Genomic DNA, 19,936 nt, shown 5'->3' on the forward strand with positions numbered 1-19,936 from the left:
ATCCCAAAACTAGACCAACGAGCCCCAAGACAGGGCGTGGACCCGGTCCCGCCCCAGGGCGGCGGCCATGGGCGGGCTGGCGAACAGGCCGGCGATGGCCGGATCGCGCACGTTCAGTCCGCCGGTAAAGGCGCCGAACGCCGGCAGCACGATCCGGCGGCCGTCGGTGATGAAGCAGGGTCGGCGCACGCCCCGGCTATAGGCCACCACCTTGGCGGCGGGGTGAAGGTGGCCGGCCACCTCGCCCGGCTGGTCGCCCGGCTCCGGCTCGTGCGTCAGTCGCAGGGCGCCCAACGACAAAGCCGGAACGACGGCGCCGGGCAGCAGCGACGCCGCGTCGCCCGAGGCGTTCAGCGCCTCCCGGTCGTGATTTCCCTCCAGCCACAGCCACTCGCGCCCGGCCGCCAGCCGATGCAGCCGCTCCAGGTCGTCCGCCGCCATCCGCGCGATCGATCGCGCATCATGAAAGCTGTCGCCCAGCAGCACGACCATGCGGGGGTCCAGTTCCGCCACCTCCGCCTCCAGCCGATCCAGCGTCGCGCGGCTGTCGTAGGGCGGCAGCATCTGGCCGCGCGCGGCGAACGCCGAGCCCTTTTCCAGGTGCAGATCGGCGGCGATCAGGCACCTGTGCGCCGGAACCCACAGCGCGCCCGAGCAGCGCAGCACGCAGGGCTCGCCCTCGATCCGCACGCGCAGGGAGCCGCAGGGTTTGCGCGCCGGCTCCAGCGTCTTCAGCAGGGCCGCGTTCACGCGGCCAGCTCCGGCTCGGCCCCGGGTTCGGCCCCGGGCTCGGCGTCGTCGAGCACCTCGGCGATCAGAGCCTCGGCGCTTTCGTCCAGGATCATTTCGGCGGCCCCGCCGCCCACCCGCTCGCGCCCGATCTGGACCAGCACCGGCACGCAGAAGGGCGAAGCGCGCGTCAACGCCGCGTGACGCAGCTTGCCCTGGATCCGCATCAGCAACTGCCCCAACCGCGCCACGTCCAGCAGGCCCGACGCCGCATCCGCCCGCGCGGTCTTCAGCAACAGGTGATCCGGCTGATGCCGCCGCAGCACGTCGTAGATCAGGTCGGTCGAAAAGGTCACCTGCCGCCCCGTCTTCTCCGCCCCCGGCTGTCGCCGCTCGATCAGGCCCGACACCAGCGCGCAGTTGCGGAAGGTGCGCTTCATCATGAAGCTTTCCTCCAGCCAGGCCTCTAGATCGTCGCCCAGCATGTCCGGCTGGAACAGGGCGTCGAAGTCCAGTTCATCCATTGGAAGGATCGACCAGATGGCCAGCGAGTAGTCGGTCACCACGAACCCCAGCGGTCCCACGCCCAGTCGATCCAGCCGGCGCGTCAACAGCATGCACAGCGTCGTGTGCGCCAGCCGCCCCTCGAACGGATAGGCCACCAGGAAGTGACGACTGCCGCGCGGAAAGGTCTCGATCAGCATGGAATCGGCGCGGGGGATCAGCGACCGCTGCTCCTGCAGCTCCAGCCATTCCTGAACGTCCGGCGGCAGGACCCGCCAATGATCGCGATCCTCGACCATGGTCCGCACCCGGTCGGCGAGCGAGGTGGACAGCGGGAACTGCGACCCGCCCCATGATGGAATCTTGGGGTCCTTGTCCTGGGCGTGGGTGACCAGGGCGTCCATGCCGGTGATGCCCTGGAAGGCCCAGACCTGGCCGGCGAAGACAAAGGTGTCGCCGGGGGTCAGCGGCTCGAAATACCACTCCTCGGCCTCGCCGATCTTGCGCCCGCCGACCAGGCGCTTGGAGGCGCCGCCGCCCCGGCGTTGAGCCACTTTCAGGTTGAGCGTGCCGGCCGTGACGATGGCGCCGACGTTCATCCGATGGCGCTGGGCCACCAGCTGATTGCGCACCTTCCAGCGGCCTTCGCGGTCGCGCACGATGCGGGCGAACCGGTCGTAGGTGCGCAGCGCATACCCGCCGGTGGCGACGAAATCGACCACCTCCTCCAGCGTCTCGTAGGTCAGCTCGCGATAGGGCCCGCAGGAGGTCACCTCCTCGAACAGCGCTTCCATCGTGAAGGGCTCGGAGCAGGCCAGGCCCATGACGTGCTGGGCCAGGGTGTCCAGCGTGCCGGTATGCATCGGCTCCCAGTCGAAGGCGTTCTCGGCCACGGCCTCGCGCGCCGCCTGGCATTCCAGCAGCTCGAACCGGCTGGCGGGCACCAGCAGGGCGCGGGACGGCTCGTCCAGCCGGTGGTTGGCCCGGCCGATGCGCTGAACCAGGCGGCTAGATCCCTTGGGCGCCGCCATCTGGATCACCAGGTCCACGTCGCCCCAGTCGATGCCGAGATCCAGCGTCGAGGTGCAGACCACCGCCCGCAGGTCGCCGCGCGCCATCGCCGCCTCGACCTTGCGCCGCTGCTCGGGCGCCAGCGACCCATGGTGCAGGCCGATGGGCAGATTGTCGTCGTTGATGGCCCACAGCTGCTGGAACACGAACTCGGACTGCCAGCGGGTGTTGACGAAGATCAGGGCGAGGTTCGAGCGCTGGATGGCGGCGTAGACCTCGGGGATCGCGTGCTGGCCTGTGTGGCCCGACCACGGCACGCGGCCTTCGGACACCAGCACGTCCACCACCGCCTGAGCGCCCGGATCGCCCTTGACCAGGCGCACCAACTCTCCCCCCAGAGGGGGGAGGGGACCAGGTGAAGCCTGGTGAGGGGGGAGGTCCCCCTCCACCGCTTCGCGGTCCCCCTCCCCCAAAGGAGGAGGAGCTTCGTGCGGGGCCAGCCAGTCGCGGATCAGGTCGGGGTCGTCGATGGTGGCGGACAGGCCGACGCGCCGCATGCCGGGCGAGAACTGCTGCAGCCGAGCCAGACCCAGGCTGAGCAGGTCGCCGCGCTTTCCGCTCCAGATCGCATGGACCTCGTCCAGAACCACGCATTTGAGGTCGGCGAAATAGGCCCGCGCGCCTTCCCAGGCGCAGAACAGAGCCAGCTGCTCGGGCGTGGTCAGCAGGATGTCGGGCGGAAAGTCGCGCTGGCGCTGGCGTTTGGACTGTTTGGTGTCGCCGGTGCGGCTCTCGACATGGATGTTCAGCCCGATCTCGCGGATCGGCGTCATCAGGTTGCGCTCCACATCGGTGGTCAGCGCCTTCAGCGGCGAAAGGTAAAGGGTATGCACCCCCGACCCCGGCCCGCTCTCGGGCTTGGGTCCGCGCTCGGCCAGATCGATCAGACTGGGCAGGAAGCCCGCCAGCGTCTTGCCCCCGCCGGTCGGCGCGACCAGCAAGGCGTGCGATCCGGCCTGCGCCGCCGCGACCATCTCCAGTTGGTGTCGCCTGGGCGACCAGCCGCGCCGCGCGAACCAGTCGGCGAAGAGCGGGGGGAGCTTTGCGGGAGCGGCGTCAGGCGTCACGTGGCTCATATAGCATGTTCCCGTTCCGTTTCAGCCCCGCGAACGCTATCTATCGAAGGTGTCAGACGAATCCGTCATCTCTGAAGCGCGCCCGCAGGCCGTGGACGTCGCGTCCGCCCTGCCGCCTGCCTTGGCCACGCCGCCGGGCGCGGGGGCGGTGTGCGACGACGCGGGCGCGCGCAAGGTCGGGCGTGGGGCGGCGGAAGGGGTGTTCACCGGCGGGTCGGTGCTGGTGGCGCACGCGTCGCTGACTGCGCGCCGGCTGGGGCTGTCGCCGCCGCCGCGCTCTCCCGAGATGATGGACGTGCTGGAGCTGTTCGCCTTTGTGCGGCCGGCGCAGTTCTGCGCGCCGTCGCCCACCGGTCTGGCGCTGGCGCTCGGCTTGGCCGAGCCGAAGTCGGCCGAGGAACAGGCGGGCTGCTTACGTGAAGCTGCAGCGGTGCTGCTGCGCGAATTGGCTCAGCCCGCCTATCCAGAGCGGGAGGCCGCCTATGTGCTGGCGCAGACGCTTGAACGCGCTGGCTGGGCCTGGGGCGAGCGGGCATCGGACGCCCTGCGAGCCGGAGGGGTGCGTCAGCGCCAGCATCGCGGCTCGGGCCTGGATGTGTGGACGCGCCTTGCCGAATGGGAAGACGAGGCGCCGCGCGGCGAAGCGGGCTCGGCGCCGGTCGACAGCGAAAGCGCGCGCATCCGCCTGGACAAGCTGTTGCAGGCGCGGGGCCTGGACGAGACGCGCCCCAGCCAATCCGACTACGCCGCCGAGGCCGCCTTCGCCTTTTCGCCCCGCAACGACGAGGGGCGGCCGCGCGTCCTGCTGGCCGAGGCCGGCACCGGCACCGGCAAGACCCTGGGTTATCTGGCGCCCGCCAGCCTGTGGGCCGAGCGGAACCAGGGGGCGGCCTGGGTCTCGACCTACACCCGCGCGCTGCAACGCCAGATCGACCGCGAAAGCCACGCCCTGTGGCCCGATCCGGCCGAGCGCAAGAAAAAGGCGGTGATCCGCAAGGGGCGCGAGAACTACCTGTGCGTGCTGAACCTGCAGGACATGGTGCAGGCGGCGCAGCTGGGGAACGGCGACCTGATCGGCCTGGCGCTGGCGGGGCGCTGGGCGCTGCACAGCCGGGACGGCGACATGACCGGCGGCGACTTCCCCGGCTGGTTGCCCGGCCTGTTCGCCACGCCTGCGGCGCACGCCGCAAGCGCCGGCAATCTGGTGGACCGGCGTGGCGAGTGCGTCCACGCCGCCTGTCCGCACTACCGCACCTGTTTTGTCGAGAAGACTATCCGCGCCAGCCGCCGCGCTGACCTGGTGATCGCCAACCATGCGCTGGTGATGACCCAGGCCGCCTTCGACGGCGCACGCTCGGCGCGGGGGCTGAAGCAGGACGGCGAGACCGCGACGCTGAAGCGGATCGTGTTCGACGAGGGCCACCATCTGTTCGACGCCGCCGACAGCGCCTTTTCCGCCTGCCTCTCCGGCCAGGAGGCGGCCGAGCTGCGTCGCTGGATCCGGGGGCCTGAAGGACGGGGCCGGCGCGGACGCGGGCTGGAACAGCGGCTGGGCGACCTCCTGGGCGATGACGAGGCGGCGACCAGGGCGCTGCACGACGCCGTCCGCGCCGCCGCCGCCCTGCCGGGAGAAGGCGTGACCGGCCGGATCGCGCCCGCATCGGGAGAGGTCAATCCGATCGGACCCATCGAGGCGTTCCTGGCCGCGTCGCTGGATCAGCTGCGGGCCCGCACCTCCGACAGCCGTTCGCCGTCGGGCGGCGAGTTCGGCATGGAATGCGCGCTGAAGCCCGTCACCGACCCGGTGGCCGAGACCGCGCGTGCGGCCGCTCAGGCCCTGGCCGCCATCGAGGCGCCGCTGCTGGCCCTGGCCCGGCATCTGGAGGACATCCTGGACGACGAGGCGTCCGAACTGGACGGCTCGCAGCGGTCGCGCTTGGAGGGGGCCTTGAGGGGGCTGGACCGGCGCGCGCGCATGACCCTGCCCGGCTGGCGCTCGATGCTGGCGGCGCTGGAGGACGGCGGCGACCAGCCGGACCCGGACTTCGTCGACTGGCTGTCCGCCGAGACGGCGTTCGGGCGCATCCACGACGTGGCGCTGCGTCGCCACTGGATTGACCCCACCGTGCCGCTGGAGGCGGCGGTGATCGCGCCCTCGCACGGCGTGCTGGTGACGTCCGCCACCCTGTCCGATCCATTGCAGGAGGACCCGTTCGACCTGGCGCGCCTGCGCACCGGCTCGGCCCGGCTGATCGAGCCGCCGCGCACCCTGAAGGTCGACAGCCCGTTCGACTACGCCGCCAACAGCCGCGTTATCGTGGTCAACGACCTGGTCAAGGACGATCCGCGCCAGACGGCGGCGGCCATGCGCGAGCTGTTCCTGGCGGCGGGCGGCGGGGGCCTGGGCCTGTTCACCGCCATCCGCCGGCTGAAGGCGGTCTATGAGCGGCTGGGGCCGGACCTGGCCAAGGCGCAGATCCCGCTCTACGCCCAGCATGTCGATCCGCTGGAGGTCGGCGCGCTGGTGGACATGTTCCGGGTGGAGGAGAACTCGTGCCTGCTCGGCACCGATGCCGTGCGCGACGGGGTTGACGTGCCGGGCCGGTCGTTGCGGGTGCTGGCCTTCGACCGCGTGCCCTGGCCTCGCCCGGACCTGCTGCACAAGGCGCGGCGGGAGCGGCTGGGCGGCAAGGGGTATGACGACGCGCTGGCCCGCGCCCGCATTTCCCAGGCGTTCGGCCGGCTGATCCGCCGCGCCGACGACCGGGGCGTCTTTGTCATGCTGGACGCCGCCGCCCCCACCCGCCTGTTCGCCAGCCTGCCGCCGGGCGCCGAGCTGCAGCGCATGGGGCTGGTCGAGGCCATCGAGGCGGTCAAGTCGTTTCTCGACTGACCGGCTCAGCTTTCGAACACGATCTCGATGCTTTGGGCCGAGCGATCCGCCGGGCCATGGAACACCGCCTCGATGTTGTTGCCGTCCGGGTCCAGCAGGAAGGCGGCGTAGTAGCTGGGATGATAGGGCCGCAGTCCCGGTGCGCCATTGTCCGCGCCGCCCGCCGCCAGGCCGGCTGCGTGGACGGCGTCGACCATCGCCCGGTCGCGCGCCTGAAAGGCCAGGTGAATGCGGCCGGTCACGCGGCCCTGCGCCGCCTCGCTGTCGGCGCTGGACACGGCCAGTTCATCGGCCCCGAACATGCCGTCGCCCTCGAAGTCGATCGCCACGCCGAGCACATCCAGCACCGCCTCGTAGAAGCGACGGCTGGCGGCCAGGTCGGCCGTGACGATCTGCACATGATCGATCAGCCGCCCGCGATACAGCTTCTGCATTTCCATGCGCCGCCTCCGAACCGTGGTCCGTGTTGAACGCGGAACGGGCGGCCACGTTGCGCCACCGCGCCCGCTGTTCCGCGTTGCGCGATCTGCTAGAGCCCGTTCATGACCGACAACGCCCCGCCCAAGCGCCACAGCCGAAAAGGCCTCTACGCCCCCTTTATCCTGCTGCTGATCGTGCTGGCCGGCTGGACCGCATGGTGGTTTTTCCTGACCCGTCAGGTCGAGACCCGGCTGGAGGCGCAGGCGCAGAGACTGCGCGACGGCGGCTGGACCATCGACTACGCCGACCCGGCGATCAGCGGCTGGCCGTTCCGCGCGCGCGTGGCCCTGCCGCACGCGTCGATCACGGCGCCGTCCGGCCATGCGGTCGCCGCGCCCGAGCTGGTGGCCGAGGCCAACGCCTATCAGCCGACCAAGTGGGTGGTGATCGCGCCGGACGGCCTGACGGTCACCCGCGCGGCCAAGGGCAAGGTGAACGTGCGCGGCGATGCGGTGCGGATGAGCGTGCACGGCCTGGACCAGCGCTGGCCGAACCTGGCGATCGAGCTGGTCAATCCGGTCTTCACCCCGCACCCGGGCGCCGAACCCTTTCCGATCGCCCGCGCCGCGCGGGTCGAGCTGTATTCGCGCCCTCACATCGCGGGCGGCGTGACTGCGGCGGACGACGTGGACGTGCTGTTCCGCCTGATAGACGCGCAAGGCCGGCCGGCCGGTCCGGTCGAGGGCTTCGCCCAGCAGGGCCGGCTGACCCTGCAGATCGAGACGGTGCTGGAGGACGCCAGCCGTCTGCGCGCCAGCGGCAATGACGGCCTGTTCGCCGCCTGGACCCGCGCGGGCGGCCGCTTCACCCAGATTCGCGGCGAGATGTCGGCCGGTCAGAGCCGCGCGACCCTGGCCAGCGACGAACTGCGGGCGCAAGCCGACGGCCGCATCGCCGGCGAGGTGGCTCTGAAGGCCGAGCAACCCTTGCGCGCCATCGCGGGCCTGGCGCGTTCGGGCGAGGGAACCGTGAACCGGCTCGGCGCGACGGGCGCGGCCGCGGCGGCCGGCGCGGCGGATGCGACGGGACAGGGCGACGTGCAGCTGACGCTGCTGTTCCGCGACGGCCGCACCTGGCTGGGTCCCTTCCCCATCGCCCCCGCGCCCAAGCTGTTCTGATGCTGGAAGAGGCCCCGGCCGACGAGGCGCGCGCGGCGCTGGACCAGGCGTTGCTGAACGCCATCCGTGCGCGGCTGGAGGCCGGCTTCGGCGAGCGTCCGGATGGAGACGCCATCGCGCTCCGGCCGCTGCTCGCCGGCGTCCCGGCGACGGAAGCGGCGGCCTTTCGCGCCTTGCGCGGCCGGATTGAGGCGGCAGGCGCTCTCGTGGTCGTCTGCGGGGCGCGTGCGTCTCTTCTGGCCGCCGACCGCTTTGGCCTGAACCTCAGGACGGTGGACGATCCCGACGCCGCCCTCGCCGCCGCTGCGGGCGGCGGGTCGGCCGTTCTCGATGTCGACGCCGCCCGGCCCTGGTGGGGGCGGATGCTGGCGCGACCGGAGCTTTCGGTCGCCGCCGCCCTGCCGGACGACCGCCGGGCTCGGCCCCAGGCGCTGGTCGTCTCGACGCGAACGTCGGGTCCGACCGGGGACGACCGCAGCTTCTGGGTGACCGATGCTGCTTGGCCCGACAGCCGCATCGTGCAGACACTGTCGCAGGCGGGCCTCGCCGCAGAGCCGCTCGCGGCGCGCGGCGGCTTGAAGCTGTTCACCCTGGCGGGCTATGTGCAGGCCGACGACGGGCGGCTGATCGACGCACCGGGCGCCTTGTCCGGCGTCATCGGCGCGGCGCCCGTATTCTGAAGCACCAGGGATTTCGTACATGACCGACGCCTCCGCAGCCGGCCCCGTCGCCAAGCCCGGCGTCATGGACATCGCCCCCTATGTCGGCGGCAAGTCGTCGATCGCCGGCGTGGCCGAGCCGATCAAGCTGTCGTCCAACGAAAATCCCCTGGGGCCGGGCGACAAGGCGCGCGCCGCCTATGAAGCCGCTGTTCGCAATATCCACCTTTATCCCGACGGCAAGGCCGGCAAGCTGCGTGACGCCGTCGCCGATCACCATGGGCTGGAGGCCGAGCGCCTGATCTTCGGCAACGGTTCGGACGAGGTCTTTTCGCTGCTGAACCAGGCCTATCTCAGCCCGGGCGACAACATCGTCTGCGGCCAGTACGCCTTTCTCGCCTATCGCATCAGCGCCCTGGCCTGCGGCGCCGAGGTCAAGCTGGCGCCAGAGCCCGCCTACCGCGTCGAGATCGACGCCCTGCTGGCCCAGGTCGATGAGCGCACCAAGCTGGTCTACGTCTCCAACCCGTCCAACCCGACCGGGACCTGGAACACGGCCGAGGAAATCCGGCGGCTGCACGAGGCCCTGCCCGCCCACATCATCCTGGTGATCGACGAGGCCTATGCCGAATACGTCGGCGAGCCGGACTACGAGACGGCCCTGCCCCTGGCGCGCGACGCCGCCAACGTCGTGGTCACCCGCACCTTTTCCAAGATCCACGGCCTGGGCGGCCTGCGCATCGGCTTCGGCTATGCGCCGGCTGTGGTGGCAGACGCGATCGAGCGCATCCGCCTGCCGTTCAACGTCTCCCTGCCCGGCATCGAGGCGGCGGCGGCGGCCATCAATGACGAGGCGCACCAGCGCACGTCGCGCGAACTGGTCGATGCGTGGAAGCCGCGCCTGACCCAGGCCCTGCGCGGCTTCGGCCTTGAGGTATTGCCCTCGGCCGGCAACTTCATCCTGGTGCTGTTTCCCGATCCCGCGCGCACGGCGGCGGAGGCCAACGAGGCCCTGATGAAGAAGGGGGTCATCGTGCGTGCCGTCGGCGGCTACGGCATCCACGACGGCCTGCGCATCACCATCGGCACGGAAGACCAGAACCGCGCCGTGATCGACGCCCTGAGCGAGTTCGCGGCCGGCTGACCGGCCGTCCCACGTCGTCATGCCTGCATCTCCCGCCGCCCCGTCGCGCGCCGTTCCGCTGATCGTGCTGCTGATCGCCGCCAGCGTGCTGGGCCTTGCGCCCATTCTGGTGCGGTTGACGGAGACGGGACCGGCGGCGGCCGGCTTCTGGCGCTTCGTCTTCGCCCTGCCGCTGCTGGCGCTGATCGTCGGACGGCCCGGCGGCGAAGGCTTCGCCCGGCCGTCCAAGTGGATGCTGCTGGCGGGCCTGTTCTTCGCCATGGACCTCAGCTTCTGGCACTACGGCATCGTCATGACCTCGGTCGCCAACGCCACCGTGTTGTGCAACCTGACCCCGGTAGTGGTGACGGCCTTCGCCTGGCTGGTGCTGAAGGAGCGGCCGGGCAAGCTGTTCGTGGTGGCGCTGATCCTGGCCATGGCGGGCGCCTTCGCCATGGCGGCGGCGGCCAGCGGCGCGCAGGGGACCAATCCGCTTCTGGGCGACATCCTCTCCCTGCTCGTGTCCTTCTGGTACTCGGGCTACTTCCTGGCGGTGAAGCTGGCCAGGCGCGACGCCAGCGCCATGCGCGTCACCTGGTGGGCGACGGTGGTCGGCGCGCCCATCCTGTTGGCCGTTTCGCTGATGCTGGGCGAAGACCTGGTTCCTGCCAGCGCAGCGGGCTGGGCCGCCTGCGTCGCCATGGGCCTGATGCACGTCACCGGTCAGGGCGGGGTCGCCTGGGCGCTGGGCAAGCTGCCGGCCTCGCTGACCGCCGTCACCATCCTGATCCAGCCGGTGGTCGCGGGCGTCCTGGGCTGGCTGGTGTTCGGCGAGACCCTGACGCCGGTTCAGGCGCTGGGCGGCGCCTTGGTGCTGAGCGCCGTGGTGCTGGCCCAGGTCTCGGCGCGAAAGAAAACGGGCGCGCCGACCAAAGCCGACGCGCCCGTCAATCCATAAACCCGAAGGTCGGACTTAGAGGACCTTGAGGTCCACCGCCGACGTCTTGCCGCGCTGGTTTTCCAGCTCGTAGGACACCTTCGCATTCTCATCGAGGCCTTGCAGGCCCGCCTTCTGCACGGCGGTAACGTGAACGAACACGTCCGAGCCGCCGCTGTCGGGCTGGATGAAGCCGTAGCCCTTGGTGGGGTTGAACCACTTGACCGTACCGGTCGCCATGTCTGCGTCTCCGTAAACGCGCTTTTTTCCAGGCAGGGTTCCCGAAGGCAAACCCCGTCAGCCCATCTGGACAAGCTCGTTCAGGCGAAGGAGCGAGACGCGGGTTTGGACCCCACGCTGAAATCCGGACTGCGCAGATGTTGTCACCCGGCTTTTCGGGCCGGTCAACAGCAAAGCGAATCGCGCAGCCTCAGCCGCACAGGCCGCGCGGCGCCCCGTCCAGGTGCAGGTGGTTGGCGTGGGCGGCGTTATAATCCGGGTCCAGAGCATTGGAGAACAGCCGGCAGGCGCCGTCGCGCACTGCGTGCAGGAAGCGACCGCCGCTCTCGCCCGCAGGTCCCGCGCCCGACCAGTCGTTTAGAACGCTGACGCTGCGCCCGTCCTCCAGCCGGAAGCCTGAGACGTCCAGGGCGTTGGCGCGCGCGTGCTCGCTCGGCCGCTCGTTTGTGTCCGACGAGCCGTAGATGCGGCGGCACGAATAGGTCCCGAAATTCTCCACCCGAGCCGGCTCCGATCCCATCACCTCGCGGGCGGTCGGACGCAGCACCTGCCGGTCCCAGATCACATAGCGCACCGCCAGCGGGCATTGCATGACCACGCCGGCCGGGCTCAGCGGCGTCACGTCGCCGCCGGTGATGCGCACCGCGCCCTGGACGATGCAGAAGCCGCCGTCGTTGCGGTCCGCCGCCCGCTCGACCTGCACCCCCGCCTCTCTCAGCAGGTTCATGCAGGCCGCGGTGGAACGCTCGACCTCCTCGGACGCCGCCACGCGCGGCAGATCAAAGGCCGAGACCTTGGACGCCGTCGCCGTGCCGATCGGGCGCGACAGGTCCAGCGGCTTCCACGGCAGGTCCTGCGCGGGCGCAAAGACGTTCAACAGGGCGAACCCCGCGCACGCCAGCAGCGCCAGTTCCCACAGCAGATTCCAGAAGTCGGCGACGTCGCGCTTCATGCCTCTCCAACACGCGGCCGGAAGGGCCGGTCGGTGAACGCGCGCGCAGCGGCTAAGCTCCGCGACCTCATGCCGCAGCGTGTCATCACCTTGCCGCCCGCGCTCCCGGCGTCCACAGTCGCGCCATGCGCAAGACCGACGACGACTACGACGCCGAACTGATCACCCTGCAGACCGCGCTGGTGGAAAGCCAGGCCTGGGCGATCCGTCAGGGGTTGCGCATCGTAGTGGTGTTCGAGGGGCGCGACACCGCGGGAAAGGACGGCGCGATCAAGCGCATGACCGAATACATGTCGCCGCGCCAGACCCGCGTCTTCGCCCTGCCCAAGCCCACCGACCGGGAGGCGACGCAGTGGTATTTTCAACGCTACGTCCCGCACATGCCGGCGGCGGGCGAGACCTCGATCTTCAACCGGTCCTGGTACAACCGCGCGGGCGTGGAGCCGGTGATGGGCTTCTGCACGCCCGAGCAGCACGCGCGCTTCCTGGCCGACGCGCCGCGGTTCGAGCGCATGCTGACCGATGACGGCATTGTGCTGATCAAGTTGTGGTTGGACATCACCAAGGGGGAGCAGGCCAAGCGGCTGGAGGCCCGGCGGGACGATCCGCTGAAACGCTTCAAGGTCTCGGACCTGGATGCGGAGGCGCAGGCGCGCTGGGACGCCTATTCCGACGCACGCGACCGGATGCTGGCCGAGACGCACCGCCCTTGCGCGCCCTGGACCGTGATCGCCACCGACAAGAAGAAGAAGGCGCGATTGAACATCCTGCGCCATGTGCTGCACCGTCTGGACGCGCCGGGGATCGAGGCGCCGCTGCCCGATCCGGACATCGTCTTCCCGGCCGACGGCGCGACCGGCCGGGTGGCGCCGTAGAATCGCGCGCCGGCGTGGTGACGCAGGGGGCGCGGCCCCCTACTTATCCAGACATGACCGTGCACGTTTCCCCTTCTCCCCTGCTCGAGACCTCGGGCGTCGATCCGTCGGAAGCCCTGACGATCCTGCAAGCGGCCCTGACCGGCGCGGACGACGGCGAGTTGTTCCTGGAGCGGTCGGAGAGCGAATCGCTGGTGTTCGACGACGGCCGGCTGAAGTCCGCCGCCTATGACGCTTCGGAAGGCTTCGGCCTGCGGGTGGTGGCGGGAGAGACCGCCGGCTACGCCCACGCCAACGAGATTTCCCCGGCCGCCCTGCGCCGCGCCGCCGACAGCGCCGCCCTGGCCAAGGCCGGCCATGCGGCCGTGATCGCCGATGGTCCGCGCGCCACCAACCAGAAGCTGTACGGGGAGGTCGATCCTCTCGCCTCGCCCGCCTTCTCGGACAAGATCGCCTTGCTGGCCGAGATCGACGCCTTTGCCCGTGCGCGCGATCCGCGCGTGGTCCAGGTGTCCGCCTCGCTGGTCGGAGAGCGCCGCGAGATCGACATCCTGCGCGCCGACGCCCGATCGGTCCGTGACGTGCGCCCGCTGGTGCGCCTGAACGTCTCCGTCACCGTCGAGCAGAACGGCCGGCGCGAGAGCGCCTCCGCCGGCGCCGGCGGCCGAGCGGGCTTCGAGACCTGGATCGCGCCCGAACGCTGGCAGGCCCAGGTCGACGAAGCCCTGCGCCAGGCCCTGGTGAACCTGGAGGCCGTGGACTGCCCGGCGGGCGAGATGGACGTGGTGCTAGGCGCCGGCTGGCCGGGCGTTCTGCTGCACGAGGCGATCGGGCACGGCTTCGAGGGCGACTTCCACCGCAAGGGCTCCTCGGTGTTCAACGGCATGATGGGCAAGCGGGTGGCCGCGCCGGGCGTCACCGTGGTCGACGACGGCTCCATCGCCGGGCGGCGCGGCTCGCTGTCGGTCGATGACGAGGGCACGCCCACCTCGCGCACCGTGCTGATCGAGGACGGGATCATGGTCGGGCTGATGCACGACCGGCTGAGCGCCCGTCAGCTGGGCGTCCAGCCGACCGGCAACGGCCGGCGCCAGTCCTTCGCCCACATGCCGATGCCGCGCATGACCAACACCTTCATGGAGGGCGGGCGCGACAACAAAGCCGACATGATCGCCTCGACCAAGCGCGGCCTCTATGCCGCGAATTTCGGCGGCGGCCAGGTGGACATCACCAACGGCAAGTTCGTGTTCCAGTGCACCGAGGCCTATCTGATCGAGGACGGCCGCATCACCGCACCGGTGCGGGGCGCCACCCTGATCGGCGACGGCGCGACCGCGCTGACCCACATCCAGATGATCGGCGACGACTTCGCCTTTGATCCGGGCGTGGGCGTCTGCGGCAAGGCGGGCCAGGGCGTGCCGGTCGGCATCGGCCAGCCGAGCCTGAAGATGGGCGGCCTGACCGTGGGCGGCACCGCCGTCTGAGGCCCTCCGGAACCTTCGCCGCACACGCGGGGTTCAAGCTCCACCACAACAGGAGGAGATATCCCATGGCTGATGAACGCGTGACCGAACGAACCGATGGCGTAAACCACGAGCGCGTGGTCGAGCGCGGCGGCGGCTCCAACCCGGTGATCGTCGAGCGTCGCGGCGGCGGCGGCATGGGCGGCGTCGTGGCCCTGATCATCGGCTTGGCCGTCGTGGCGCTGATCGCCTATTTCCTGCTGAACATGAACCGTCAGGAAGAAGTGCGCACCGACGCCGTCTCCGCCGCGGCCGAAAGCGTGGGCAATGCGGCCGAGAACGTCGGCGACGCCGCTCGCGACGCCGTTCCCGAGCGCCCGGCGAACTGATTCTCGCCTCGGAGGTCTCAGCGCCAGTCCGGACCTGAGACCTCCAGACCCTTGGCCTTTAGGCGGTCGAGCACGCCGTCCTCGCCGCCGAGCAGGTTCAGCGGCGCGACCGCCATGGTCACCCCCGGCTCGGCCAGCGCCTTGTCGACGCCTTCGATCCAGGCGGAGCGCAGTTGCGGGCCGATGGTGGGATCGCCCCAGGGCCAGCAGCGGCCTAGCGCCTTCTCCAACGGTGAATCCAGAACCGCACGCACGCGGAACCGCGTCCAGTCCTCTCCCCGCTGCTGCACCGGTCCGGCGCCCGCCTCCGTCGCCTCGATGGCCGCCTGCATGCAGGGAACCAGGCGCTCGGGCGGGGCGGTCAGCAGATCCTCGACCATCTGGTCGCCGCGCCCGCCGGTGACGGCCTGAACCGGAATGCGCGCCTTTCGCGCGGCGCGGCGCACCACGTCTTCGGCGTCGTCGGCCGTGTCGCGGTCGAAGTCGAGCTGGTCCGTCAGCAGGTCGCGGCTGGAAAGCAGGAAGCTCTTGCGACTGTGATCGACGCGGTAGCGGGCCTCCAGGGCGTCCAGCCTCGCCTGCCACTCCGGCGACAGATAGTCGGCCGAGGTCCGTCCATCCGGCAGGCGCGTCAGGGTGCGCGAGCGCCAGATCAGCCTCAGGATGTCACTGAGCGACCCTTCCACCCCGGTGCCCAACAGGATGCGGTTCGCGCGCAGCGTCGCCGCATCCAGCGCATCCGGACGCCAGGCGACGGACTTCGGCACCCCGTCGATGGCGCCGACCAGCAGCACGGTGCTGTCTCCCGCCGTCACCGTCCACATCGGCGCCCCCGACCGCCGCGCCGTGACGACGATCGGTTCGACCTCCGAGGCGGGCTCAGACTGAACCTGGGCTTGGACCCCGCCCGCGAAAGCCAGGGCGCCGCAAATCGCCAGAACAAGCCGCGTCTTCATGTCCGCCCCCGAGTTTGCCGAACATCCGGCAAGTATAGGATCGACTTACATCGCATTAACTTCCGGCAACACTTACAAGCCTGTAATGCTGTCGCCGATTTAATCCACCTTTCGGCCTTGTAACTGGAGACGACACGCGACGAACGGCACACCTCTCGCCACGCAACGAGAGGCCAAACATGACCCGCACCATCCTGCTGACCACCACCGCCCTGCTGCTGAGCACAGGCGCAGCGTCGGCCGAAACGACGCCGCCGAAGGCGAATCCGCAGGCGGCTCAGGCGCCCGTGCCGACCGGCCCGACGACCGAGGCGCCGCTGGCGGACGCGGCCCAGCAGGGCGTGCTGGTCTTCACCCCCGACTTCTTCGCCGACCAGCGTCCGGACACGGCGTTGGACATGGTGGACCGGGTGCCGGGCTTTCAGATCGACGACGGCTCGGGCGCGCGGGGGTTCGAGGGCGCGGTCGGCAATATCCTGATCAACAATGCGCGCCCGGCGTCCAAGAACGACACCGGATCCTCGGTTCTGTCGCGCACCCTGGCCCGCCAGGTCGAGCGCGTCGAGCTGATCCGGGGCGGGGCGCCCGGCATCGACATGCAGGGCTACTCGGTCGTCGTGAACGTGATCCTGAAGGCCGAAAGCAGCCGTCAGTCGGTGTTCAGCGCCAACCGCGTCTTCTTCGAGGGCGGCCAGGACGTGTCCGGCGCCTCCTACCAGTTCACCGCGCGCGAGGGCGATCGCAGCTGGGGCGTCACCCTGTCGGACGGCGTCAGCATGAGCGACTCCAACGGTCGCGGCCGCACCATCCGCCGCAACGCCGCGGGCGTCGTCACGCGTGACGAGCAGACGGTGAACGACGGCTACGGCGGAGGCAACTCCATCCGCGGCAACTACGCAGGCCCTCTCGCCGGCGGCAAGATCGACCTGACCGCCCGCATCGGCGTCAACGACTGGCAGAGCTACGATATCAGCCAGAGCCCGACCGTGTTTCGCGAAAGCCAGAGCGCTGAAGACGGCGTGAACGGCGAGGTCGGCGCGACCTACACCCGTCCTCTCACGCCAACGCTGAAGCTCGAGACGCGGCTGATCCACGAGTTCTCGGACTTTGACGGCGCCTCGACCTACAGTGTGATGAGCAACGGCCTCGATGAGCCCGATCAGGTCTTCAGCTATGACGGCAAGAGTTCGGAATCGATCCTGCGCGCCCTCGTGCGTCAGGAGCGTTCGCCGCGCATCACCCTCGAGCTTGGGGGCGAGGTCGCCTACAACATGCTCGACACCGAACAGGCGCTGACCGTCGGCGGCGCGGTCGTGCCGCTGCCCAGCGCCTCGGTCAAGGTCGAGGAAACGCGTGGCGAGGCCTTTGGCAAGGGCACCTACCGCGTGCGGCCCAACCTGACGCTGGAAGCGGGCCTGCGGCTGGAGGCCTCGACCATCAGCCAGTCGGGCGACGCCGATCAGGAAAAGAGCTTCTTCTTCGCCAAGCCGCGCGTCCTGGCCACCTGGACGCCGATGCCGAACAACCAGCTGCGCTTCCGCTTCGAGCGCGAACTGGGGCAGCTGGACTTCTCGGACTTCGCGGCGTCGGCCGACCTGGAGGAGGAAAACGTCTTCGGCGGCAACGTCGACCTGGAGCCGGAGCAGCGCTGGATCAGCGAGCTGACCTATGAACGCCGCTTCTGGGGCGAGGGCGTGCTGTCGCTCGGCTATCGCCACGACGAGATCGTCAACGCCATCGACGTGATCCCGCTGGCCGACGAGCTGTCGGCGACCGGCAACATCGGCGACGGCTCGCTGGACCAGCTGGCGGTCAGCCTGACGCTGCCGACCGACAAGCTCGGCGTCTCGGGCGGTCAGTTCAAGGTGTCCAACAGCTGGAACCATACCGAGGTGACCGATCCCACGACCGGCGAGACCCGCGCCATCTCCGGCGTGCGGCCCAGCCAAGCGGAGTTCAGCTTCCAGCAGGACCTGACGCGCCTGAAGCTGCAGTGGGGCGTGTTCTACCTGGCCGGCTTCCGCGACCCGCGCTTCGATCCCGATCAGCGCCAGCTGGTCCGCATCAGCGACTACAAGCAGGCCTGGATCGAGTACAAGCCGACCGCCAGCCTGACCCTGCGCGGCGAGGTCACCCTGTGGGACGACTTCACCATCGACCGCACCTTCTACGGCGATCGGGAGACGCAGGCTGTGGCCTTCACCGAACGCCGCGAGATCGACCCCAGGACCTTCTATCGCGTCAGCCTGCGCAAGACGTTCTGAAGCCGCGCCCCCTCCACCATGCTTCGCATGGTCCCCTCCCCCTGTGGGGGGAGGAGTTCAAACCCGCATCATTCCTCCCCCTCTGGGGGAGGGGAACCGCGAAGCGGTGGAGGGGGAAAGCCGCACGGCTGTAAACAAAAAGACCCCGGCGGATCGCTCCGCCGGGGCCTCTTCATGTCCGCACCGTCGGAGATCAGTGGATGCCCGCCATGCCCTTCTTCAGCAGCGGAGAAAGCACCAGCAGGAAGACGCCGACGCCGACGCCGGTCCAGCCGATGGTGCCGAAGATGGAAGCATAGGTCTCCAGCGCCAGTTGCGGGCTGGTCACCACGCCGGCCACGGTGTCGGTTGCGGTCGCCTGGGCGATGAGGCCGGCCACGATGTGCGCCACCGAACTGGACAGGAACCACACGCCCATCATCATGCCCACCACCCTAGCCAGGGACAGCTTGGTGATCATCGACAGGCCCACGGGCGACAGGCACAGCTCGCCGATCGTGTGGAAGACGTAGGTCAGGAACAGGAAGGTCAGCGGCACCCGGAAGGCGTCGTTGGCCAGGTTGCTCGCGGCGAAGGTCAGAACCAGAAAGCCGAGCCCCACGAACATCAGGCCGAACGAGAACTTGACCGGGGTCGAGGGCTCGAGCTTGCGCTTGGCCAGCCAGACCCACAGCGCAGCCATGATCGGGCCGCCGATGATGATCACGCCAGGGTTGAACATCTGCGTGTAGCCGGCGTTGAACCAGGACGGCATCTGGGTCGATTGATCCGCGAACAAGGTCAGGGATGAACCCGCCTGCTCGAACAGCGCCCAGAACAGCACCGAGAAGAAGATCAGCACCTGCGCCACCAGCATGCGGCTCCGCTCGACGCCCTTCAGCTTCAGCACGGTGTAGCCGACAACGGCGGCGAAGATGATCCCTGCGATCCACGGCAGCAGGGTCTCGATGATCTCGTGACGCTGCATCAGGAGCCATACGGGAATCACGCAGATCAGGCCGGCGATCCAGAAAAAGGCCTCGACCGGCACGCCCAGGATGGAACGCCCCTTCAGCGGAACAGGGGGGCCGCCGCGTCCCTCAAGCCAGCCTTGACCCAGCACAAAGGTGAGCAGACCCAGCAGCATGCCGATGCCGGCCAACCCGAAGCCATAGGCCCAGCCATAGGTGAAGCCCAGATACGAACATGCGGCCGTGGCCAGGAACGAGCCGAGGTTGATGCCGACGTAGAAGATGGTGAAGCCGCCGTCACGACGGGGATCGTTCTCTTCGTAAAGAGCGCCCACCACGGTCGAGATGTTGGCCTTCAGAAATCCCACTCCCATGATGATCAGCGAAAGCGCCAGGAAAAGCACCGGTTCGCCCATCGCCGTGTCGCGGGTCGTCTCCAGCGAATAGCCGCCGGTGGCGGTGAACGCGGGGAAGCCGGCCTGGGCGGAGGCCTGCGGAGCGGCCTGCGTCGCGGGATCCAACGCGCCGGTCGGCGGCGTGCCCAGGCCCGTGCCGACAGCGGCGGCGGCCGCGTCGGCGGCGTTCGCGGCCGACGGCTCTGCGCCGACGGTGGAGACGCCTTCGGGAGAGATGGCGATCTGAACGCGCTCGTCGCCGTTGACCGCGAACATGCGGCGGTTCTGATCGCGGCCTTCGACCTGGATGTCGTAGGTGGTCTCGCCGATAGTCAGGCGCTCACGCCCGCCGGAGCCTTCGAACGCCATGGTGAAATGGCCCAACACAAGCAGCACCGCGCCGATGATGACGGCCTTGCGCTGCCCCAGATACTTGTCGGCGATCATGCCCCCGATCACCGGCATCAGATAGACCAGCGCCGCGTAGGCGGCGTAGATGCCCTGCGCCTCGGCCGGGCCGAACAGGAAGTGCTGCGTCAGATACAGCACCAGCAGCGCCCGCATCCCGTAGTAGGAGAACCGCTCCCACATCTCGGTGAAGAACAGGATCACCAGCCCCCGAGGGTGACCCAGGAAGGTCTTTCGAGGCGTCAGCGCCCCCCCATCCGTTGTCGTCAACGGCTCACTCCCAACTGCCGCGCCTCGCTTGGGCGCGCGAAAGGCGCATAAGCAGCACGGGCCGATAGTCCGAACAAGCCTTAACCTTGCGAGAGCACCCGTCGCTCACTTCTACGCAACCTCTGGTTGTCATAAGTGGCCCGTCTTCTGCAATCACGGACGCCATGCAGATCACGCGTGCCAG

At 69.6% G+C, this 19,936-nt stretch carries 16 protein-coding genes; 9 read left to right on the top strand and 7 right to left on the bottom strand.

The window, feature by feature from the left end; all coding sequences use genetic code 11:
- Positions 1-9: 9 nt before the first annotated feature.
- The gene (pdeM, locus tag KY493_RS10355; protein WP_219896269.1) at positions 10-750 is read right to left on the bottom strand and encodes a ligase-associated DNA damage response endonuclease PdeM; all 741 of its coding nucleotides are present in this window, start codon (positions 748-750) and stop codon (positions 10-12) included.
- Positions 747-3,380, bottom strand: a complete 2,634-nt coding sequence (locus KY493_RS10360; protein WP_219896270.1) for a ligase-associated DNA damage response DEXH box helicase — start codon at positions 3,378-3,380, stop codon at positions 747-749. The genes pdeM and KY493_RS10360 overlap by 4 nt, the downstream gene beginning before the upstream one ends.
- Positions 3,381-3,429: 49 nt before the next feature.
- Here KY493_RS10360 and KY493_RS10365 point away from each other — a divergent pair, with 49 nt between their 5' ends.
- The gene (locus tag KY493_RS10365; protein WP_370627322.1) at positions 3,430-6,273 is read left to right on the top strand and encodes an ATP-dependent DNA helicase; all 2,844 of its coding nucleotides are present in this window, start codon (positions 3,430-3,432) and stop codon (positions 6,271-6,273) included.
- 5 nt (positions 6,274-6,278) lie between these two features.
- Here KY493_RS10365 and KY493_RS10370 read toward each other — a convergent pair whose 3' ends face one another.
- Positions 6,279-6,713, bottom strand: a complete 435-nt coding sequence (locus KY493_RS10370; RefSeq protein ID WP_219896271.1) for a VOC family protein — start codon at positions 6,711-6,713, stop codon at positions 6,279-6,281.
- 102 nt (positions 6,714-6,815) lie between these two features.
- On the opposite strand from KY493_RS10370, the gene KY493_RS10375 reads away from it, so the two are divergent.
- The 4 genes from KY493_RS10375 to KY493_RS10390 are packed head-to-tail and all read left to right on the top strand — an operon-like array spanning position 6,816 to position 10,611.
- Complete coding sequence (locus KY493_RS10375) at positions 6,816-7,871, top strand: DUF2125 domain-containing protein (RefSeq protein ID WP_219896272.1); 1,056 nt, start codon at positions 6,816-6,818, stop codon at positions 7,869-7,871.
- Positions 7,871-8,551 (top strand): hypothetical protein, encoded by a 681-nt coding sequence (locus KY493_RS10380; protein ID WP_219896273.1) that lies wholly within the window; start codon positions 7,871-7,873, stop codon positions 8,549-8,551. Before KY493_RS10375 ends, KY493_RS10380 begins: the two co-directional genes overlap by 1 nt.
- A gap of 19 nt (positions 8,552-8,570) precedes the next feature.
- On the top strand, positions 8,571-9,674 hold the full coding sequence (gene hisC / locus KY493_RS10385; protein ID WP_219896274.1) for a histidinol-phosphate transaminase: 1,104 nt from the start codon (positions 8,571-8,573) through the stop codon (positions 9,672-9,674).
- 19 nt (positions 9,675-9,693) lie between these two features.
- On the top strand, positions 9,694-10,611 hold the full coding sequence (locus KY493_RS10390; RefSeq protein WP_219896275.1) for a DMT family transporter: 918 nt from the start codon (positions 9,694-9,696) through the stop codon (positions 10,609-10,611).
- 15 nt (positions 10,612-10,626) lie between these two features.
- Here KY493_RS10390 and KY493_RS10395 read toward each other — a convergent pair whose 3' ends face one another.
- Together KY493_RS10395 and KY493_RS10400 are read right to left on the bottom strand one after the other, a co-directional pair.
- Positions 10,627-10,830 carry a cold-shock protein gene (locus KY493_RS10395; protein ID WP_219896276.1) on the bottom strand — a complete coding sequence of 68 codons (204 nt, stop codon included), beginning with the start codon at positions 10,828-10,830 and terminating at the stop codon, positions 10,627-10,629.
- A gap of 190 nt (positions 10,831-11,020) precedes the next feature.
- Positions 11,021-11,782, bottom strand: coding sequence for an extensin family protein (locus tag KY493_RS10400; protein WP_219896277.1), 762 nt, complete (start codon positions 11,780-11,782; stop codon positions 11,021-11,023).
- A 125-nt stretch (positions 11,783-11,907) separates the two neighbouring features.
- Here KY493_RS10400 and ppk2 point away from each other — a divergent pair, with 125 nt between their 5' ends.
- From ppk2 to KY493_RS10415, 3 genes are all read left to right on the top strand, one after another.
- Positions 11,908-12,657 carry a polyphosphate kinase 2 gene (gene ppk2 / locus KY493_RS10405; RefSeq protein WP_219896278.1) on the top strand — a complete coding sequence of 250 codons (750 nt, stop codon included), beginning with the start codon at positions 11,908-11,910 and terminating at the stop codon, positions 12,655-12,657.
- Positions 12,658-12,710: 53 nt separating this feature from the next.
- The gene (gene tldD / locus KY493_RS10410; RefSeq protein ID WP_219896279.1) at positions 12,711-14,141 is read left to right on the top strand and encodes a metalloprotease TldD; all 1,431 of its coding nucleotides are present in this window, start codon (positions 12,711-12,713) and stop codon (positions 14,139-14,141) included.
- A gap of 65 nt (positions 14,142-14,206) precedes the next feature.
- Positions 14,207-14,509 (top strand): hypothetical protein, encoded by a 303-nt coding sequence (locus KY493_RS10415; protein ID WP_219896280.1) that lies wholly within the window; start codon positions 14,207-14,209, stop codon positions 14,507-14,509.
- 17 nt (positions 14,510-14,526) lie between these two features.
- On the opposite strand, the gene KY493_RS10420 is transcribed toward KY493_RS10415, so the two are convergent.
- Positions 14,527-15,465, bottom strand: coding sequence for a TraB/GumN family protein (locus tag KY493_RS10420; protein ID WP_219896281.1), 939 nt, complete (start codon positions 15,463-15,465; stop codon positions 14,527-14,529).
- 179 nt (positions 15,466-15,644) lie between these two features.
- Between KY493_RS10420 and KY493_RS10425 the strand changes: the two genes are divergently transcribed.
- Positions 15,645-17,729, top strand: a complete 2,085-nt coding sequence (locus KY493_RS10425; protein ID WP_219896282.1) for a TonB-dependent siderophore receptor — start codon at positions 15,645-15,647, stop codon at positions 17,727-17,729.
- Positions 17,730-17,922: 193 nt separating this feature from the next.
- Here the strand turns inward: KY493_RS10425 and KY493_RS10430 are convergent, their stop codons facing one another.
- Positions 17,923-19,752 carry a peptide MFS transporter gene (locus KY493_RS10430; protein ID WP_219896283.1) on the bottom strand — a complete coding sequence of 610 codons (1,830 nt, stop codon included), beginning with the start codon at positions 19,750-19,752 and terminating at the stop codon, positions 17,923-17,925.
- Positions 19,753-19,936: the final 184 nt, after the last annotated feature.

It is taken from the genome of Brevundimonas sp. PAMC22021, assembly GCF_019443405.1.
Classification (GTDB): Bacteria; Pseudomonadota; Alphaproteobacteria; order Caulobacterales; family Caulobacteraceae; genus Brevundimonas.

Coding starts and splice junctions, on each gene's coding strand:
- KY493_RS10360 (WP_219896270.1), bottom strand. CDS start 3,380: ATGAGCCACGTGACGCCTGACGCCGCTCCCGCAAAGCTCCCCCCGCTC.
- KY493_RS10375 (WP_219896272.1), top strand. CDS start 6,816: ATGACCGACAACGCCCCGCCCAAGCGCCACAGCCGAAAAGGCCTCTAC.
- KY493_RS10380 (WP_219896273.1), top strand. CDS start 7,871: ATGCTGGAAGAGGCCCCGGCCGACGAGGCGCGCGCGGCGCTGGACCAG.
- KY493_RS10400 (WP_219896277.1), bottom strand. CDS start 11,782: ATGAAGCGCGACGTCGCCGACTTCTGGAATCTGCTGTGGGAACTGGCG.
- KY493_RS10415 (WP_219896280.1), top strand. CDS start 14,207: ATGGCTGATGAACGCGTGACCGAACGAACCGATGGCGTAAACCACGAG.
- KY493_RS10395 (WP_219896276.1), bottom strand. CDS start 10,830: ATGGCGACCGGTACGGTCAAGTGGTTCAACCCCACCAAGGGCTACGGC.
- KY493_RS10390 (WP_219896275.1), top strand. CDS start 9,694: ATGCCTGCATCTCCCGCCGCCCCGTCGCGCGCCGTTCCGCTGATCGTG.
- tldD (WP_219896279.1), top strand. CDS start 12,711: ATGACCGTGCACGTTTCCCCTTCTCCCCTGCTCGAGACCTCGGGCGTC.
- KY493_RS10420 (WP_219896281.1), bottom strand. CDS start 15,465: ATGAAGACGCGGCTTGTTCTGGCGATTTGCGGCGCCCTGGCTTTCGCG.
- KY493_RS10425 (WP_219896282.1), top strand. CDS start 15,645: ATGACCCGCACCATCCTGCTGACCACCACCGCCCTGCTGCTGAGCACA.
- KY493_RS10370 (WP_219896271.1), bottom strand. CDS start 6,713: ATGGAAATGCAGAAGCTGTATCGCGGGCGGCTGATCGATCATGTGCAG.
- ppk2 (WP_219896278.1), top strand. CDS start 11,908: ATGCGCAAGACCGACGACGACTACGACGCCGAACTGATCACCCTGCAG.
- hisC (WP_219896274.1), top strand. CDS start 8,571: ATGACCGACGCCTCCGCAGCCGGCCCCGTCGCCAAGCCCGGCGTCATG.